The organism is Flavobacterium flabelliforme, from assembly GCF_017948675.1.
Taxonomy (GTDB): domain Bacteria; phylum Bacteroidota; class Bacteroidia; order Flavobacteriales; family Flavobacteriaceae; genus Flavobacterium; species Flavobacterium pygoscelis.
Genome location: NZ_JAGFBU010000001.1, coordinates 493,012 through 510,499, shown reverse-complemented (window position 1 = coordinate 510,499; position 17,488 = coordinate 493,012). Strand labels below are relative to the sequence as shown.

The window sequence follows — 17,488 nt, the reverse complement described above, 5'->3', positions numbered from 1 at the left end:
AAATTGTTTAGTGCTAAAAAAATTGTTTTTGTTAAAAAAAATAAATAGGTTTACAGCCTTAAAAATAATGAATAGATAACCAAATTTACATGAAGAAGTTCATAGCTTTTGCAACAATTTTAACCCTTCTAGTTAGCTGTGGTAAATCAAGCGATAAAGGAGAATTAGTTGGTATTAATGGAGGAAAATGGCATCCTGAGAAGCCATATGGAATGGCATTAATACCCGGGGGTGCTTTTATTATGGGTAAATCAGATGCTGATTTAGCCAATGTAGAAGATGCTCCTACAAAAACAGTTACTGTTCGTGCTTTTTACATGGATGAAACGGAAATTACTAATAGTGAGTACCGACAGTTTGTAGAATGGGTAAAAGACTCTACTGTTAGAGTTCGTTTAGCTATTTTTGCAGATTTAAATGGGCAAACTCCTGGAGCGGGTAAAGGTAAAAATGCCACTAGTATTGGTGATTTTGCTTTTAACGACTCAGATCCTGCTAAGATGTCGCCTTACGATAAATACATGTATGATAACTATTACAGTGTAGGTACTTCTGATGATCAGTATGCTGGTAGAAAATTAAACAGAAAAGTAAAATTGATTAAAGATACAAAATTGTATCCAGATGAATATTACACTGAAGTTATGGATTCTATGTATATTCCAATAGCGGAATCATATAATGGTTTGCGTACTATGGATGTTAATAAATTAAAATTCAGGTATTCTTGGATGGATATTCAGGCTGCTGCTAAAGCAAAAGTGGGTAACAGAAAAGATTTTATCAAAACTGAAGAAGTAAAAGTTTATCCAGATACTACAGTTTGGATTAAAGATTTTGCTTATTCTTATAATGAACCAATGCATAATGACTATTTCTGGCATAAAGCCTATGGTGATTATCCTGTTGTTGGTGTTAAATGGACTCAAGCTAAAGCATTTTGTGCTTGGAGAACTTTAAATAAGAATACTTATGTGAAAGCAAAGAAAAAAGGTCATGATTTAGTAAATAGTTTCAGATTGCCAACTGAGGCAGAATGGGAATATGCTGCTAGAGGTGGTTTAGAATCTGCTACTTATCCTTGGGGTGGTCCTTATACAAAAAGCGATAGAGGTTGTTTCTTAGCAAACTTTAAGCCTAATAGAGGTGATTATGCTGCAGATGAAGCTTTATATACTGTAGAAGCTAAGTCTTATGATCCAAATGGTTATAACTTATATAACATGGCAGGAAATGTTTCTGAGTGGACTGATTCATCTTATGATTCAAATGCTTACGAATATGTATCTTCTATGAATCCAAATGTTCAAGACGGTTCAAATAAACGTAAGGTTTTGCGTGGAGGTTCTTGGAAGGACGTTGCTTACTTCCTACAGGTAAGTACAAGAGATTATGAATATGCTGACTCCGCAAGAAGTTATATCGGTTTTAGAACGGTTCAAGATTATATGGGAACTAAAGCTACTGGTAACGGAAAAAAGAAATAAAAATAAACCAAATCTACTAAATATTAAAAAAAAATTATTATGGCATTATTAAGCAAAAAAGTGATGAATTTCTCATATGGTATGGGAGCGGCAGTTGTAATTATTGGGGCATTATTTAAAATTACCCATATTGAATTTGGAGTTATAACAGGGAACTTGATGCTTACAATTGGTCTTGTAGTGGAGGCACTTATTTTTGCACTTTCTGCATTCGAACCAGTTGATGATGATTTGGATTGGACTTTGGTTTATCCAGAATTAGGGAACGGACAAGCTAAAACAGCGGTTAAAAAAGTAGAAAATACTACAGAAGCACAAGGTTTATTATCTCAAAAATTAGACGCAATGTTAAAAGATGCGAAAATTGACGGTGAGTTAATGGCTAGTTTAGGAAATAGTATTAAAAACTTTGAATCAGCAGCTAAGAGTATTTCTCCTACTGTAGATTCAATTGCTTCTACTAAAAAATATAGTGAAGAGTTGACATTGGCAGCTGCTCAAATGGAATCATTGAACAGTTTGTACAAAGTACAATTACAAAGCGCATCTAGAAATGCTCAAATAAATGAAGAAGTTGCTGAAAACAACTTAAAATTAAAAGATCAAATGTTATCATTGACTTCTAATTTGTCTTCTTTGAACAACGTTTATGGAGGTATGCTTTCTGCAATGAATAATAAAGGATAATTAGTTTCAAACTATAAAAAAATAATAAACTAATTATTTAGAAAATATGGCAGGAGGAAAACTAACCCCTAGACAGAAGATGATTAACCTAATGTACTTGGTTTTTATCGCAATGTTAGCATTAAATATGTCCAAAGAAGTGTTGTCTGCATTTGGATTAATGAATGAAAAATTTGAAAGTTCTAATGCTTCGGCTGAATTGTCTAACACTCAAATGTTGGCTGGTTTAGATGCAAAAGCTTCAGAAGCAGGTGGAGAATTTACTACAGCTTCAGCTACTGCACATAAAGTAGAAGGTATTACTAAGACTTTTTATGATTATATTGGTAAAATTAAAACAGATGTTTTAAAGGGTACTCAAGTTAAACCTGAGACTGGTAAATTACCTTATGAAGAAATGGATAAAGGCGACAACTTAGACCAATTGTGGTTTAGTCCAGCTGGGTATTCTGCAAAAGGTAAAGAAGTTATTGCAACTGTAGAAAAATACAAAGCAGACATGAAATCTGCTTTAGGTGATAATCAAAAATTAGCTTCAATTTTAGCTGAAGTGAATAGTAAATTTGATTTATCTAAAGTTAAAAATAAAGATGGAGTAGGGATTGATTATTTAGATTATCATTTTAAAGGTTTCCCAGCTGTTGCATCTTTAGCAAAATTATCTGCTTGGCAGAATGATGTTAAAAAATCTGAAACTGACGTTTATAATACTTTATTAGGTAAGGCTGCTGTTGCTGCTGCCTCTTACAGCAATTATGAAGCGATAGTAGTATTAGATAAAAGCGCTTATTTTCAAGGAGAACAAGTTACAGGTAAAGTGGTTTTAGGTCGTTATGACAAAAACACAACGCCTACTTCTTTTTCGGGTCCAGGTAAAATTGTAAACGGTCAAGCGGTTATTGCTATGACAGCTGGAAGTGTTGGAGAGCAAGCTATTAATGGTCAATTTACTTTTATGGAAGATGGGAAATCTATTCCATTAAAATTTAAAGGAAATTATGTTGTTGTTCCTAGACCAAATTCTGCTACAATTTCTGCTGATAAGATGAATGTTGTATACAGAGGTGTTGTTAATCCTATGACTATATCTTTTGCAGGTGTATCTAGTGATAAAGTTACTGCTTCTGCTCCAGGATTAAATTCTACAGGTGGAGGAAAATACAGTATGAGTCCAGGTGCAGGAAATGAAGTTGTCATTAATGTTAGTGCTACTCTTAACGATGGTTCTAAAGTTTCTGATAAAAAAGCTTTTAGAATTAAAGGTATTCCTGGTCCAGCTGGTACAATTAGAGGTGAAATGGGTGTTGTAAAAGGACCTAAATCAAATCTTGAAATTGCAACAATCGGTGCTAAGTTAGTTGATTTTGATTTTGAAGTTGGCTTAGATGTTGTTGGATTTAATCTTAAAGTTACAGGACAACCTACAGTAGTTGTTCAAGGAGATAAAATGAATGCACAGTGTAAAGCAGTGCTTGCAAAAGCAGGAAGAGGTGACCAAGTTACTATTTCTGAAATTAAAACTAAACTTATTGGAGCTGGTAGTTATTTATTGCCAAGAACTGCACCAGTAATTTTTGAAATACAATAACTAGTAGTTTTTTTAATCTACTTAATTATCTTATAAAGATACAATGATGAATGTAAGAAATTTTTTAATCGCTATTATCTCTATTACGGGAAGTTTTTCAACTTTTGGGCAATCTAATTTGCTTAATGCTAAAACTCCGGACCAAATAGGACTTAAAACTGCTGCACAACTTATTTCAGATAATGATAAGCCATTAGCTTACGGTTATGTGCATGATAGAGATGTTTTGATGGGAAAAACAACTTGGGAAATTATTGACTTAAGCGAAAAGATAAATTTTGCTTTGTATTTTCCAATTGATACTGCTAATGTAGGATCAGATAGAAGATCTTTGTATGATGTTCTAACAAAAGCAATGAAAAATGGTGCAATTACTGAAGTTTATACTGATAGTTATTTTAACACCAAAAAATCTTTAGGAGATATTCAAGCTTCTCTAACTCGTATCGATACTACTGATGCAGGTAGAGAGCAAATTAATGCTGGAAATAAAATTTCAGAAGAATATATTTTAAGACAAGATCTTTCTGCAGCTGATGTTACTGAATATAAGATTAAAGGATATTGGTATTTTGATAAACGTCAAAGTGAATTAAAGTATCGATTATTAGGAATTTGTCCTGTAACTCCTGATGTCTATTCTATGAATAGTGATGAGAAAGATTATATCGAACTTTTTTGGATATTTTTCCCAGCAGCAAGAGAAGTTTTGCATGATGCTAAAGCTTTTAATGATAAAAATTCTGCATTGCCAATTTCATTTGATCAAATTTTAAATTCAAGGCGTTTTAATAGTGTTATCTATAAAGAAGAAAATGTGTACGGTGATAGAAATATTGACGAATACATGAAAGATAATGCTCAAAATCAGTTGCTTGAATCAGAAAGAGTAAAAGATAAAATACGAAATTTCGAATCGGATATGTGGAATTATTAATTCTGATATATATCAAAACAAAAAAAAACTCTTACTCTTGTAGTAAGAGTTTTTTTGTTTTAATAGACTTATATTTGCTTTTTTAATAGAACGTATCTCAAATGGTTGATTACTTAATTGTAGGTTGTGGATTAGCAGGAATTTCATTCGCAGAAATAGCATTGAAAAATGGAAAAACTATATTTGTTTTGGATGATGACTCTCAAAATTCTTCTAAAATTGCTGGTGGACTTTATAATCCAGTTATATTAAAACGTTTTAGTGAAGTATGGAAAGCAAAGGAACAGTTGGAATTGATGGTTGATTTTTATGATACTATTGAAAAAAAAATAGCCTGTAAAGTCGATTTTAAAACTCCCATATTAAGGAAGTTTTTTTCAATAGAAGAACAAAATAATTGGTTTTCAGCTTCAGATAAAATTGCTTTGACTCCTTTTTTATCTACTCAATTAATTTCAAAAAAATATGAGAGTATAGATTCGCCATATGGATATGGTGAAGTTTTAGAGACGGGTTACGTTGATACTTCATTGCTTTTAAATAAATACAGAGAATATTTAAAATCAAATAATTTGTTTCTTAAAGATAAATTTGATTACAAAGCTTTGCAGGTTGAATCAAGTTACATTAGTTATAAAGATATTCAATCAAAGCATATTATTTTTGCTGAAGGTTTCGGTTTACATTCCAATCCGTATTTTAATGATTTGCCCTTAGACGGTACCAAAGGGGAGCTTTTTATTATAAAAGCACCAGAGCTATCTTTAGATGTAATTGTTAACACTAGCGTTTTTATTTTGCCTTTAGGGAACGATTTATTTAAAATTGGTGCTACTTACAATTGGAAAGATAAAACTGATTTGCCAACAGAAGAAGGAAAGTTAGAGTTAATAGAGCGAATTAAGGAAATTATTACCTGTGATTTTGAAATTATATCTCATTTTGCAGGTGTTCGTCCTACTGTAAAAGACAGAAGACCACTTTTAGGAACGCATGCTGAATATAATTCAATTCATATTCTGAATGGATTAGGAACTAGAGGAGTAATGCTAGGTCCAGCGATGGCGAAAGCTCTTTTTGAGTTTATAGAATTAAAAAAACCTTTAGATACCGAAGTCGATATAAAAAGGTTTTACAAGAAGATTAAAAAATAATATTATTTTAAATTTGTTTTTGGATCATAGGAAACAAACATGTTAATGTAAATGTTCCTAGACCAACGCAAAACAAATGGAAATGATAAAACAATAGCTGCAATAATTACTATAAAAGCTACTTTTAGACTGGAGCTAAAAAACAAAAATGAAATGATAAAAGCAGCGATTCCGATGGCGACATTTAGACCATAACTAACATACATTGCGCCATAAAAAAAAGAGGGTTCGATTTGATATTTTAATCCACAATGACTGCAAGTATCGTTCATTTTTAAAATTTTATCCAAATGAAGTATGTTTTTGTCGAAATACATACTCTCATTCTGACATTTAGGACAAGTTCCTGTTAAAATGCTATATAATTTGGATCCTTTTTTTAACATTTGCAAAAAATTTAATTTTTCCTTTTTTGGAGTTACAAATTTACATATTCAAAAAGGAATAAAACCATAATACATGCTTAATATACACAATTTATCTGTTTCCTTTGGCGGTTCTTATTTATTTGAAGAAGTTACCTTTCGATTGGGTGCTGGAGACAGAGTTGGTCTTGTTGGAAAAAACGGTGCTGGAAAATCAACAATGCTTAAAATTCTAGCTGGAGATTTCAAACCCGATTCTGGTCAGATTGCAACAGAGAAAGAAGTTCAAATGGGATTCTTACGTCAAGATATCGATTTTGAAGAAGGAAGAACTGTCTTGGAAGAAGCCTATGAAGCATTTACAGAAATTAAAATTGTAGAAAAAAAGCTTGAACAAATTAATCATTTATTGGTTACTCGTACAGACTATGAAAGTGAAGAGTACAGTCAAATTATAGAAGATTTATCTGATTACACCCATCGATTTGAATTGCTTGGTGGTTATAATTATGTAGGTGATACAGAGAAAATCTTACTGGGTTTAGGATTTAAACGTGAAGTTTTTGACAATCAAACCGAGACTTTTTCTGGTGGATGGAGAATGCGTATTGAATTAGCTAAGTTGTTGTTGCAATCTAATGATATCTTATTGCTGGATGAGCCAACCAATCACTTGGATATTGAGAGTATTATTTGGTTAGAAAGTTTTTTGCGTAATTATGCGGGAGTTGTAGTGATTGTATCTCACGATAAAATGTTCTTGGACAATGTAACTAATAGAACTATCGAGATTTCATTAGGAAAAGCATACGATTTCAATAAGCCTTACTCAGAATATTTAGAATTGCGTCATGAAATTCGTGAAAAGCAATTGGCTACACAAAAGAATCAAGCCAAAAAAATTGAAGAAACGGAGAAGTTAATCGAAAAGTTCCGTGCGAAAGCTTCTAAAGCTTCTATGGCACAGTCTTTAATAAAGAAATTAGACAAAGTAGAGCGCATAGAAGTTGATGAAGATGATAATTCTGTGATGAATATTACATTCCCAGTTTCAAAAGAGCCAGGAAGAGTAGTGATAGAAGCAGAAAATGTTACTAAAAGTTATGGTGGTAAAACCATTTTAAAAGATATTAATCTTTTAGTAGAGCGCGGAAGTAAAATTGCTTTTGTGGGACAAAATGGTCAAGGTAAATCTACTTTTATCAAAGCTATTGTAGATGAGTTTGAATACCAAGGAAATATTAAACTAGGGCATAATGTACAATTGGGTTATTTTGCACAAAACCAAGCAGAATATTTGGATGGCGAAATTACCTTACTTCAAACGATGGAAGATGCAGCAGCAGATACAAATCGTATGAAAGTACGTGATATGCTGGGTTCTTTCTTGTTTAGAGGTGATGATGTAGAAAAGAAGGTAAAAGTGCTTTCTGGAGGAGAAAGAAACCGTTTAGCGCTTTGTAAATTACTTTTGCAACCTATCAATGTATTGTTGATGGATGAGCCTACGAATCACTTGGATATAAAATCTAAAAACGTATTGAAAGCAGCATTGCAAAAATTTGGTGGAACTTTATTGTTAGTTTCTCACGATAGGGATTTTTTGCAAGGAATGTCAAACTTAGTGTACGAGTTTAAAGACCAAAAAATAAAAGAATATTTAGGAGATATCAATTACTTTTTGGAACAGCGCAATATGGAAAATATGCGTGAAGTGGAGAAAAAAGATGCTCAAAAAGCGACTTCGCCAAAAGAAAGTAATAAAGCCTCTTATGAAGATCAGAAAAAAGGGAAGGCTTTGCAAAATAAATTAAGTAAAGTTGAAAGTCAAATCAAACAATTAGAAAGAGATATTCAGCAAGATGATAAAATGCTTGCTTCTAATTATGACAAACACATAGAAGATGCTAAGTTTTTTACTGCATACAATAAGAAAAAAGCAGAATTAGACAAACTACTTCTCGATTGGGAATTAGTTCAAGAAGAGATAGATAATGCCTAATAAAAAAAGAGTCCTAAAACGGGACTCTTTTTTTTATTCTATTATTCCAATAGCTTTTGAATGTGCAATAGCTTCGCTACTGTCTTTGAAATAGCATACAGAAACATCTAAAGTTTCTAAATTTTTTAAAACAGTGATTACTTTTTCTTTTTTAACGCTTCCGGTTTGTCTAATGTAAACTGCTTTTACAGTAACGGGAAATATTTTGCATATTGCTTCATATAAAAAAGCATCTTGCTGGGAATCATCACCTAGAAGTATATATTGTAAATTGGGGTAAAATTCTAATAAGTGTTTTACCTTTTCAAATTTGTGGTTGTGATCTCCTCTACCAGTCCATAAAAAATCTTTTAAACTTGTTTTAATGTCTTTTAGAAGTAAAACTGCTTTAGGTAAATTATGAATTTGAGTGAATTTTTTAATAAAATAATATAAGTTCCATTCACTACTAGATACATAGAAAAAAACATTAAATTCATCTTTGTTGTCTCTTTTGGCTGTACTTAAAGCTTGATAATGAGTTACAACATCGGTATAAACTTTCCTTTTATCTATATTTTTAAATAATAAGATGTATAATTTTTTTAAAGGGCTTTTGGTGTGAGAAATCAAAAAGGTATCATCAATGTCCGAAATAATGCCTAAATTCCCTTTGTGTGGTCTAATATAGCTTTCAGTTGTGCTAATGACCTCGTTATTATAAATGATGCTTACTTCATAATCAATCCAGCCATACGCATTATTTTGATCTAATGGAACGCAAAACTTAAAGTAGCCATCTTTTAGCGTTTTAGTGTGAATTTTAGTATTACAGTGATTCAAATAAACATCTGCATTGCTTTGTGTTTTAATTCTAAATAATCGTATAATAGATCTCGCATTTTTGAATTTTTTTTTTTGAAAATTATATTCTTCAGTAGTTGTAGGTTTAAAAACATGACCCATAACAATTAATTCTTGTTCATTTGCGTAACCTCGATATAATTTTAAAATTGGTTTCATATATTGTAGTACTTTTGAAAGTAGATGAATTTAAAGATTTTTAATCAATAAAGCAGAATAAATTTTGAAAAATAATTGTATCCTAGTTGTAAATCCTATTTCAGGAGGTATTGATAAGACTGAATTAATTAATACCATAACTGCTTTTGCAGAAAAGGAAAATTTTAATATCCACATTTTCAAAACTTCTGGAGTATCAGATAGCGATCGCTTAAAAGAATTTTATAAGACACATAAAACAGAGCGAGTAATAGTGGCTGGAGGTGATGGAACTATAAAAATGGTTGCTGAAGCTCTAGAAGATGAAGATATTATTATTGGTATTTTGCCTGCAGGTTCTGCAAATGGTCTAGCAGTAGACTTAAATTTGCCGACTACAATTGAAGAGAATTTGCCAATTGCATTTTATAATCACTATATGGAAATGGATATGATTTCCATCAATGGAAAAAAAAGCATTCATTTGAGTGATCTTGGTCTCAATGCTGAAATGATAAAGAACTATGAAAATAGCAGTATTCGAGGAAAATTGGGTTATGCTTTGCAAACAGTAAATACCTTAATTGATTTAGACGATCCATTTACCGCTACTATCACCGGTGATTTTCCAACGGTAGAATGTGAAGCAAGAATGATTGTTATTGCCAATTCACAAAAATACGGCACAGGCGTTTCTATAAATCCAAACGGAATAATGGACGATGGAAAGTTTGAATTGGTAATTTTAAAGAATATGGATTTAGTTGTTTTGGGCAAAATTATTACTGGAAATATGCCTTTGGATAATAATGATGTCGAAATTATTTCTACTGCTAAAGCAGTAATTGCTACTAATGTTCCTGTAAGTTTTCAAATTGATGGTGAATATTGTGGAGCTGAAACTAAACTCAATATCGAAATTTTACCAAAACAAATGAAAGTCGCAATTCCCGTTGTATAAATACTATTATTTAAAAGGATTTCGCTCTTGCCAAATGGTTTCAGGTTCTAAATACTTGAATATTTTTGACATATATGAATTTACTATCGAATTATTATGCGATATAATTCCGTACATTTTTACGGGTTTAGCACCTACAGAACTTTTAATTTCTAAAGCTGTTCTTGCAAAAACAATTTCATCAAAATCTTTTTTGATAGAATAGGCAATCATGTCGTAGAGCATATTTAAATACAACATCTTTTCCCTTTGAATGGTATCGTTATATCCAAGAAAATAAGTGTCCATCGTTTTTCCGTTCTTTATTAAAGTATTAAATCCAATTAATTCTTCATTTAAAAAATAACCGTAGAAAAGAAATTGGTCCTTAAAAATTTCTTTAAAAACTCTGAAATGATTTTTTGGTAAGAAAAAAGTATTAAAAGGAGCATTTTTTGCCACATGAAAATACAAGTCATAAATAGCATCTTCTAGCAAAATTATTTCTTCTAGATGTAATTTTCTTTTTTCAATACCTACTGCTTTTTTGCGAGCTCTTTTATATTGATCTCTGTATTTTTTTGAAAGAGAATCTATGTAATCTTGTTCTATTTTCCAATTTTCGTTAATATAAAAAATCATATTAGGTTGTGTCGAAAATTGATAATCATTCTTAAATTCGCAAGTTTCAAAGTTTTCAATTTGCGTTTTACTAAAATCCTTATAAGTAGTAATGTGGATCGTGATCCCTTTTGATTTGTAGCGTTTTTTTAATTCTTTAGTAGCTTCGTGTAATAATGCAATTACGGTTTTCTCCTCTATTTCGTTTAGTAAAGCATATGCGTTTTGGCCAGTCAACATGTTATTTCCAACTACTAATACTTGTGAGGCAAAGTTTTTGAAAACTAGATTTCTAACGGTAGTTTTAATGCATTTATCTCGCTCTCCAAAAGATTCTAATTTGTTTAAATCAAGAAATTGACAAAGGGCAATACTAACTAATTTTTCTTTTTTAAAAATACCAATATAATGACAAATCATATTTTCAGGAGATGATTGTTCTAGTACTTTTAAATAGTTTTTAGATAAAAAAACACTTGAGACTGCTATGCTGTCCCAGTTTGAAGGAAGTTGTTCAGTAGAATTATAAATTGTAAAAGAGTACTCTGTATTCAAGTTGTAAAAAGATATTTTTCAAAAATAATCAATAAAGTTAATATATTTCTGATTCTTTAAAATTTAACTAACTTTATAAAAATAAAAAAATGCATTATGAAAACGTATACAGAAAAATCAATACAAAAAGAGTTATCAGAACTTAAAGACTGGAAATTTATTAATAATGGTATAGAGAAAAATTTTAAATTTTTAGATTTTTCAAAAGCTTTAGGTTTTATAGTTCAAGTTGGACTTTTTGCAGAGAAAGCCAATCACCATCCTGAACTATTCAACGTCTACAATAAAGTAACTATTCGTCTAACTACACATGATGAAGATGGTGTTACCGATAAAGATATTGATCTTGCCAAAAATATTGAAAGCATTTTATAAAAGTTGAATTTCTTATTTATTAGTGTAAATTAATATTATTTCATGACAAATCTTTTTCCTTTTATATACAAGCGGCATTTCAAACTAAGGAGTTTTTTAATTTTTTTTGAATGAAATTATGACAAAAAATAGTTTTAATAAAATGCTAGTAACGCAGAGTTTACATGTATTAGTTCAATTAAAATAAAATAAAGCATATATAAATGTAAGATTTTTATTTTTGTTAATTATTTAATTGTGTATTTCATCGATTTTATTTGTTGATTAGCGATAATGATGTTATTTTTAAATGTGTTAAAGAAAACATCAAGATCATGAAAAAACTATACAGCTTATTATTAATCGCATTATTTTCCTTTTCAATGTTTGCTAAGGTGTCTCCTGCAGAGCAAAATGCATTGATAAAATTGTATGAATCTACAAATGGAAAACAATGGAAGACAACGTGGGATTTGTCATCACCAGTTTCTAGTTGGAATGGTGTTACAGTACAAAATGATAAAGTGGTTGCGATTCATTTAGAAAACAATAACTTAGTTGGTGCACTTCCAGTTGAGATTGTAAATTTGGTTAACCTTGAGGTTTTAGATTTACACAAAAATCAAATTTCAGGAACCATACCTACTTTTATTGGAAAATTAAAAGAATTGAGAGTTTTAGATTTGTCTTTTAATAAGTTTTTAGGTGAAATTCCTACTTCAATATGCGAATTATCTAATTTAAAGGATTTGCAATTATATATGAATGGACTTTCAGGTCAACTTCCTGAAAATATTGGTAACCTAAGAAATTTAGAAACACTTTCATTATTTAACAATCAAATTGAAGGATACATTCCCAATTCACTTTATGCGATTACAAGCATTAAAACCTTGCTTCTAAATAGTAATAACTTCGTAGGTGAATTAAGCAAAGATGTTAAAAATTTAGTTGCACTTGAAAATTTTAGCTTGTTTGATAATAAAATGAATGGTGGCGTACCACTAGAATTAGAAAAATTAAATAAATTAAAAGAAATGAATATTTCTTACAATAGGTTTAAAGGTTTTGTTTCTAAAGATTTAGCTCTTTTAGACACTCTAAATATGACTATGCTTAATGATCAGGGACTTGCTGTATTATTAAATGTTAAAGCCGATAGAAATACTGCAATTGTATCAGAAGATTAAGAATTACATTATAATTTAATAATTGTTTGTTGGTTTAGTATCGTTTTTAGTGAACTTAGTTAAAACCTGTTGGCTCATTTGCTACAGGTTTTTTTATATTTAATAAATCCTCTTTAATTTAAAACCTTTAAAAGTTTTAATAAATAAAAAAAGCTTCAGTTTTTCTGAAGCTTTTTTTATTTGATATAGAGTAAAATTTATTTTAAATTTAAATCAGTAAATCCAGAAACTTCTGTTGAAACTTCACCAGTTGAACTGTTTTCCGCACGATTAGAACTGTATACTTTGATAAAGTCAATTGCAGCTAATTTTACAGATTTTCCATTTTTATCAACAGCCCAACTAATATCAATTTGAGCTTTCTCATCCATATTTGACCAGTTATCAGCATATCCCCATTCGTAAGCAGGAGTAACCCAAAATGACTTTTTCTCTAAATTAGATTTTAAAAAAGTTCCTTTGAATGTCACTGTCGCACCTTTCCATAAAGGATAATAACTTTGCTTGTTGTATTGGTTTTTAGAAATGTATCCAGTTTGGTTTTGATTATCTGTCCATTTGATGTAATTCATTTCAATTGGGCTTACTGGCTCACTTTCTGGTTTGTAATAGGTAATTTCATAGTTTTTTATCGTGGTCGGTTTGTTGTATTCTGAACCGGCAATTTCATACCATTCATCATCAGCTTTACCGTTTCCGTTTGCATCGTAAGAAACCATAATAATGCCTGGTTCTGCATTATTTTCAAAAGCATTTCCTAGAACAATAAAATCATTTCCTTCTTTATTGATTATGGTATGGTCAAAACCAAAAGTTACATAACCACCAAAACCACCAAGACTAATCATATTATTGGCTGATAATTTTGTTTCCGCTGCAAGACGCATGGTTTCATCAGTGTCGTTAGCAGTTGCAGTAGGAAGTTTGTTAATGGATTGTCCAGGTGCAGGTAAATAATCAAATACACGAGTTATTTTATTAAAGTAGCTTTTTTCGTTTACCGTTATTGTAAAAGTTTTTGAGTTTTCTCCGCCTTCATTTTTTACTTTAAAAACTAGGTTATGAGATCCAGCTTCTGAAAAAGTATAAAGTAAATTAACTGTGTTTGCAATTTCTTTACCATCTAGAGACCAAGTATATGTTGCGTTGTCGGCGTTTTTTAATTCCGGTGCGATTCTTAGCCATTGCATTTTATCAACGGCAAAACCACCACTAGGTGTTGTGATTTCAATTTCTGGTGAGACTATTTCGTCATCAGAGCAAGCAGCCAACGTAAAGATTAGGGACAAAGCAAATAGAATTTTTTTCATTTTTAGAATTACTTAAAGGGTTATTAATTGTTATTTGAATTTTTGTTTGAAAGCAATATGAGCTGGAATATCACCGGTAGTAACTGTAAACTTTGTGTTTCCATCTTTATCAAGACAGTATAATTTTCCTGGAGACACATAATCTCCTGCATCGGTGATATAAATGTTAAATGATATTGGATCTACCGCAATTCCGTAGGGAGTTGTTATTAAATCGCTAACAGATTTTGGTAAAAAGGATTGCGGTAAAAGGGTTTCTGTTTTTGTGTTTATGAGCGAGTAAGTAATTACATTCTCGAAAGTAGTGTAGTTAAATTCTGAACCAATTACATAGGCTTGATCTCCGGCAATCCATAAATTTGCGCAGGCAATGTCAAATGTTTTTTTTACTAAATCAGTTTTTGAATCTATCACAAATAATTTGGAGGCAATAGAATAATAATCTCCACGAGAACTTACATAAAGATCGCCTTCACTATCTACTTTTAGACGATTTAAGTTAATAGCCACATCAATATCTTTTGTCTTTGTAAATGTTTTTAAATCAATTACAGATACGGTTCTCTCATAATTAGTAGGATTGTATCCTCCAGAATTAGCAACATATAGTTTCTGTCCCACTACGGCTAATCCTTCAGGTTGTCGGCCTACTTTTACTGTTCTGCCTATGTTTAGCGAGGTCGTGTCAATCTCGGCAACAAAACCATTTGGAGTGTTGTTATCTAAACCTATTTCGCCATCATAAGAGCTCACATATACTTTCCCGTTACCAAAAGTCACGTAACGTCCGTTCTTTATATCAATAACCTTTAGGCGTTTTGTAGTTTTCGCGTCCATCACTTCAACCTTATTTGAGTTGTTTATAACGGCATAAATTTTACTACCATAAACAGCAATGTCATTTCCTACATCTCCTAACCCTAACGTAGCTTCTGGATTGGCTTGACTGTAAATGTTTCGTTTATAAACTCCTGTTTTGTAATCATAATAATCTAATGAAGCTTTATTAGAACTCATGTTTCCTTCGTTCAAAAGATAGAAACCCTCAACCGCTGTTGGTGTTTGTGATGGAAGTTCTACTATTTCTTCTTTAATTATAGGATCATCACCTTGACAAGAAGTAAAACTGATTATTACGACTATCAGAAGAATTAAAATTTTTTTTGTTGTTTTCATAATTTGACTTTTTAGGTTATTTTTTTAAAAATTAATAGCGAGGTTTAATCGATAATTTCTTCCAGGCATCGGAAAATTTAAGACTACATCATAATATTGATTCATTAAATTGTTTACTTCAGCACCAATTTTTATACGTTTTTTTAAAATTGTAGCGTCCCAAATTACAGCCATATCACTGGTGTACCATGGTTGCACATAGTTTACTGGTATATTTGCTTTCTGACTGTAACGTTCACCAGTATAAATAAAACTATAATTTAGTTGCCATTTTTTCCAGTTAATGCTGGAGGTTAGTGTTCCACTATTTTTTGGTATATAAGGAATTTGGTCTCCGTAGGTGCTGCCTTTTGGAGTAATGTCTCTTGCGATTTGATAAGTGTAAGAGAGGCCTAGATCTAGTGCTATTTCTGCGGGTAGTTTGAAAATCATATTAAAATTGATGTCTAATCCCTTGATTTCAACTTCTCCTAAATTCATCATTGTCCATCGAAATAAATTAGAAGATGGCATGGCAATTATTTTATCCTTTACAAGATTGTAATAAACATCAGCTTGAAAAGAGGCAGTTTGTAAAAATTTTCTAGGTTCAAGCAAATAAGTGGTTCCAAAATTATACTGTGTTGTGAATTCTGGTTTCAAGGAACTGTTGCCAATAAAAGTATAATACAAGTCATTGAAAGTTGGCATTCTAAAAGATTCCTTATAAAAAGCACGCACTCTGAAATTCTTATTTTCTAAGGGTTGATAGGAAGCGGAGAGTACTGGACAAAATACATTCTGATTTTTTCCTTGCTGATAATATTTGACTTGCTCATCTACATAAGCATCTAAAAGATTGGCTTGAATATCTAGACGATTCCAATGCATCTCACTGGATAAAGCACCGAGATAGGAATATCGGGTAGGATAGGGGAAACGATATAAATTAGCCTCTAAAGTGTTGATTGAAAAATCAGTTGCTAGCGCTATTTTCCACCATTTATTAATCTTGTAAAGATTTACAATTGAGGCATAAAATTCATTTTGATAGTATTTGTTGTCTAGAGCACCTTCTAGCGTTTTGTAATCTGGATCCAGATAACGACTAAAGTCTTTGCTAAATTTCACATTGGCTAGTAAATCATATGCATCCGAAAATGAGTTTTGATAAGAGCCGTGAATAAAAAAATTACTATCCCATTGTCTCTGAATATGGTCGTAGTTATTAGCTACAATCGCCCCAGGTAATCCTCGTTCTGAATTATAAAAGTAGGATTTCAAGCTTGCTTTTGCTGTTTCGCTAATCTTTGAGTTGAATGAAATTTCTCCTCTAAAGGCTGCAACGTCGCCATTTTGTCTTACAGCTGTTGTGTCATAACCGGCTTTTTTTTGATAACGGTATTTATAATGTCCGTCTGCTTTTGTCCATTCTACGCTCGTAGTAAAAGAGGTTTTTTGAGAAAGCTTTTGTTCTAGTAGTAGGGAAGGGTTAAAAAGTCCAAACGAGCCTGTTTTTAATGCAGTACGCACATTTGTATTTTTATCCTTTTTAAATTCTGGTGTTTTCGATCTAAGAAAGAGTGTGTTAGAGGCAAAAAAACCTCTCGCTGGTTGAAAAATAGAGGATTTTTGGCCGTTATATAACTCTATGGCTTCTATATTATCAAGGGAATATTTTCCCAAATCTATTTGTCCGTTTTGCGCATTACCTACTGTCATTCCATCATAAAAAACCGCTGTATGTGCACTCCCTAAACTGCGAACATTGATTGTTTTTAATCCGCCAATACCGCCGTAATCTTTAAGTTGAACACCGGAAAAATATCGAATAGCATCAGCAACAGAAAGGCTATTTAGTTTTTCTAATTGCTTGCCAGATAAAATTTGAACTGGCATAGGCGATTCGATTTTAAATTCTCGCTTATTTAAATACAGTATCACCTCACTCAAAGGATGTGGTTTTAAAGAATCAGATTCTTTTTTAGGTACAGGAAGATTATTTTGTGCAACGACTGGATTTGAAAATATAATCCATACGAACAACAATAATCCACCATGTAACAGACGATACAATCTTAATTTACATAAGTGCATAACAATGTGGCTATTTAAAAAAAATAGATGTAATTGAATTCATTAAAATCAAATATGATTCTGAA

The 17,488-nt window shown here is 31.3% G+C and carries 15 protein-coding genes; 9 read left to right on the top strand and 6 right to left on the bottom strand.

What is annotated here, in order from left to right:
* Positions 1–89 precede the first annotated feature (89 nt).
* From porK to J3S90_RS02165, 5 genes are all read left to right on the top strand, one after another.
* Positions 90–1,487: a T9SS ring complex lipoprotein PorK/GldK gene (gene porK, locus J3S90_RS02185; protein ID WP_210644438.1), complete on the top strand. Its 1,398-nt coding sequence runs from the start codon at positions 90–92 to the stop codon at positions 1,485–1,487.
* A 39-nt stretch (positions 1,488–1,526) separates the two neighbouring features.
* Positions 1,527–2,174, top strand: a complete 648-nt coding sequence (gene porL, locus J3S90_RS02180) for a type IX secretion system motor protein PorL/GldL (protein WP_188048733.1) — start codon at positions 1,527–1,529, stop codon at positions 2,172–2,174.
* A gap of 46 nt (positions 2,175–2,220) precedes the next feature.
* Positions 2,221–3,762, top strand: coding sequence for a type IX secretion system motor protein PorM/GldM (gene porM, locus J3S90_RS02175; RefSeq protein ID WP_210644435.1), 1,542 nt, complete (start codon positions 2,221–2,223; stop codon positions 3,760–3,762).
* A gap of 46 nt (positions 3,763–3,808) precedes the next feature.
* Entirely contained in the window at positions 3,809–4,699 is an 891-nt protein-coding gene (porN, locus tag J3S90_RS02170; RefSeq protein WP_188048731.1) for a type IX secretion system ring subunit PorN/GldN, read from the top strand.
* 101 nt (positions 4,700–4,800) lie between these two features.
* Positions 4,801–5,853, top strand: coding sequence for an NAD(P)/FAD-dependent oxidoreductase (locus tag J3S90_RS02165; RefSeq protein WP_210644433.1), 1,053 nt, complete (start codon positions 4,801–4,803; stop codon positions 5,851–5,853).
* A gap of 2 nt (positions 5,854–5,855) precedes the next feature.
* Here J3S90_RS02165 and J3S90_RS02160 read toward each other — a convergent pair whose 3' ends face one another.
* Positions 5,856–6,239 (bottom strand): DUF983 domain-containing protein, encoded by a 384-nt coding sequence (locus tag J3S90_RS02160; RefSeq protein WP_188048729.1) that lies wholly within the window; start codon positions 6,237–6,239, stop codon positions 5,856–5,858.
* Between the two features lie 73 nt (positions 6,240–6,312).
* On the opposite strand from J3S90_RS02160, the gene J3S90_RS02155 reads away from it, so the two are divergent.
* On the top strand, positions 6,313–8,220 hold the full coding sequence (locus tag J3S90_RS02155; protein WP_210644431.1) for an ABC-F family ATP-binding cassette domain-containing protein: 1,908 nt from the start codon (positions 6,313–6,315) through the stop codon (positions 8,218–8,220).
* Between the two features lie 33 nt (positions 8,221–8,253).
* Here the strand turns inward: J3S90_RS02155 and J3S90_RS02150 are convergent, their stop codons facing one another.
* A complete protein-coding gene (locus J3S90_RS02150; RefSeq protein ID WP_210644429.1) occupies positions 8,254–9,222 on the bottom strand; it encodes an App1 family protein in 969 nt (322 codons plus the stop codon).
* A 64-nt stretch (positions 9,223–9,286) separates the two neighbouring features.
* Here J3S90_RS02150 and J3S90_RS02145 point away from each other — a divergent pair, with 64 nt between their 5' ends.
* Positions 9,287–10,162 carry a diacylglycerol/lipid kinase family protein gene (locus J3S90_RS02145; RefSeq protein ID WP_210644427.1) on the top strand — a complete coding sequence of 292 codons (876 nt, stop codon included), beginning with the start codon at positions 9,287–9,289 and terminating at the stop codon, positions 10,160–10,162.
* Between the two features lie 6 nt (positions 10,163–10,168).
* On the opposite strand, the gene J3S90_RS02140 is transcribed toward J3S90_RS02145, so the two are convergent.
* Positions 10,169–11,317, bottom strand: coding sequence for a peptidogalycan biosysnthesis protein (locus J3S90_RS02140; protein WP_188048725.1), 1,149 nt, complete (start codon positions 11,315–11,317; stop codon positions 10,169–10,171).
* A gap of 96 nt (positions 11,318–11,413) precedes the next feature.
* Between J3S90_RS02140 and J3S90_RS02135 the strand changes: the two genes are divergently transcribed.
* Positions 11,414–11,692: a 4a-hydroxytetrahydrobiopterin dehydratase gene (locus J3S90_RS02135; protein ID WP_210644424.1), complete on the top strand. Its 279-nt coding sequence runs from the start codon at positions 11,414–11,416 to the stop codon at positions 11,690–11,692.
* Between the two features lie 314 nt (positions 11,693–12,006).
* Positions 12,007–12,861, top strand: coding sequence for a leucine-rich repeat domain-containing protein (locus J3S90_RS02130; RefSeq protein WP_188048723.1), 855 nt, complete (start codon positions 12,007–12,009; stop codon positions 12,859–12,861).
* 197 nt (positions 12,862–13,058) lie between these two features.
* On the opposite strand, the gene J3S90_RS02125 is transcribed toward J3S90_RS02130, so the two are convergent.
* The 3 genes from J3S90_RS02125 to J3S90_RS02115 are packed head-to-tail and all read right to left on the bottom strand — an operon-like array spanning position 13,059 to position 17,423.
* The gene (locus J3S90_RS02125; RefSeq protein ID WP_210644421.1) at positions 13,059–14,171 is read right to left on the bottom strand and encodes a PKD-like domain-containing protein; all 1,113 of its coding nucleotides are present in this window, start codon (positions 14,169–14,171) and stop codon (positions 13,059–13,061) included.
* A gap of 30 nt (positions 14,172–14,201) precedes the next feature.
* Positions 14,202–15,347 (bottom strand): YncE family protein, encoded by a 1,146-nt coding sequence (locus tag J3S90_RS02120; RefSeq protein WP_210644419.1) that lies wholly within the window; start codon positions 15,345–15,347, stop codon positions 14,202–14,204.
* A gap of 24 nt (positions 15,348–15,371) precedes the next feature.
* Positions 15,372–17,423 (bottom strand): TonB-dependent receptor plug domain-containing protein, encoded by a 2,052-nt coding sequence (locus J3S90_RS02115; RefSeq protein WP_210644418.1) that lies wholly within the window; start codon positions 17,421–17,423, stop codon positions 15,372–15,374.
* Positions 17,424–17,488 lie beyond the last annotated feature (65 nt).

What these genes read in the sequence shown, in the direction of transcription:
- porK (WP_210644438.1), top strand. Translation starts at nt 90, where the DNA reads ATGAAGAAGTTCATAGCTTTTGCAACAATTTTAACCCTTCTAGTTAGC.
- porL (WP_188048733.1), top strand. Translation starts at nt 1,527, where the DNA reads ATGGCATTATTAAGCAAAAAAGTGATGAATTTCTCATATGGTATGGGA.
- porM (WP_210644435.1), top strand. Translation starts at nt 2,221, where the DNA reads ATGGCAGGAGGAAAACTAACCCCTAGACAGAAGATGATTAACCTAATG.
- porN (WP_188048731.1), top strand. Translation starts at nt 3,809, where the DNA reads ATGAATGTAAGAAATTTTTTAATCGCTATTATCTCTATTACGGGAAGT.
- J3S90_RS02165 (WP_210644433.1), top strand. Translation starts at nt 4,801, where the DNA reads ATGGTTGATTACTTAATTGTAGGTTGTGGATTAGCAGGAATTTCATTC.
- J3S90_RS02160 (WP_188048729.1), bottom strand. Translation starts at nt 6,239, where the DNA reads ATGTTAAAAAAAGGATCCAAATTATATAGCATTTTAACAGGAACTTGT.
- J3S90_RS02155 (WP_210644431.1), top strand. Translation starts at nt 6,313, where the DNA reads ATGCTTAATATACACAATTTATCTGTTTCCTTTGGCGGTTCTTATTTA.
- J3S90_RS02150 (WP_210644429.1), bottom strand. Translation starts at nt 9,222, where the DNA reads ATGAAACCAATTTTAAAATTATATCGAGGTTACGCAAATGAACAAGAA.
- J3S90_RS02135 (WP_210644424.1), top strand. Translation starts at nt 11,414, where the DNA reads ATGAAAACGTATACAGAAAAATCAATACAAAAAGAGTTATCAGAACTT.
- J3S90_RS02130 (WP_188048723.1), top strand. Translation starts at nt 12,007, where the DNA reads ATGAAAAAACTATACAGCTTATTATTAATCGCATTATTTTCCTTTTCA.
- J3S90_RS02125 (WP_210644421.1), bottom strand. Translation starts at nt 14,171, where the DNA reads ATGAAAAAAATTCTATTTGCTTTGTCCCTAATCTTTACGTTGGCTGCT.
- J3S90_RS02120 (WP_210644419.1), bottom strand. Translation starts at nt 15,347, where the DNA reads ATGAAAACAACAAAAAAAATTTTAATTCTTCTGATAGTCGTAATAATC.
- J3S90_RS02115 (WP_210644418.1), bottom strand. Translation starts at nt 17,423, where the DNA reads ATGCACTTATGTAAATTAAGATTGTATCGTCTGTTACATGGTGGATTA.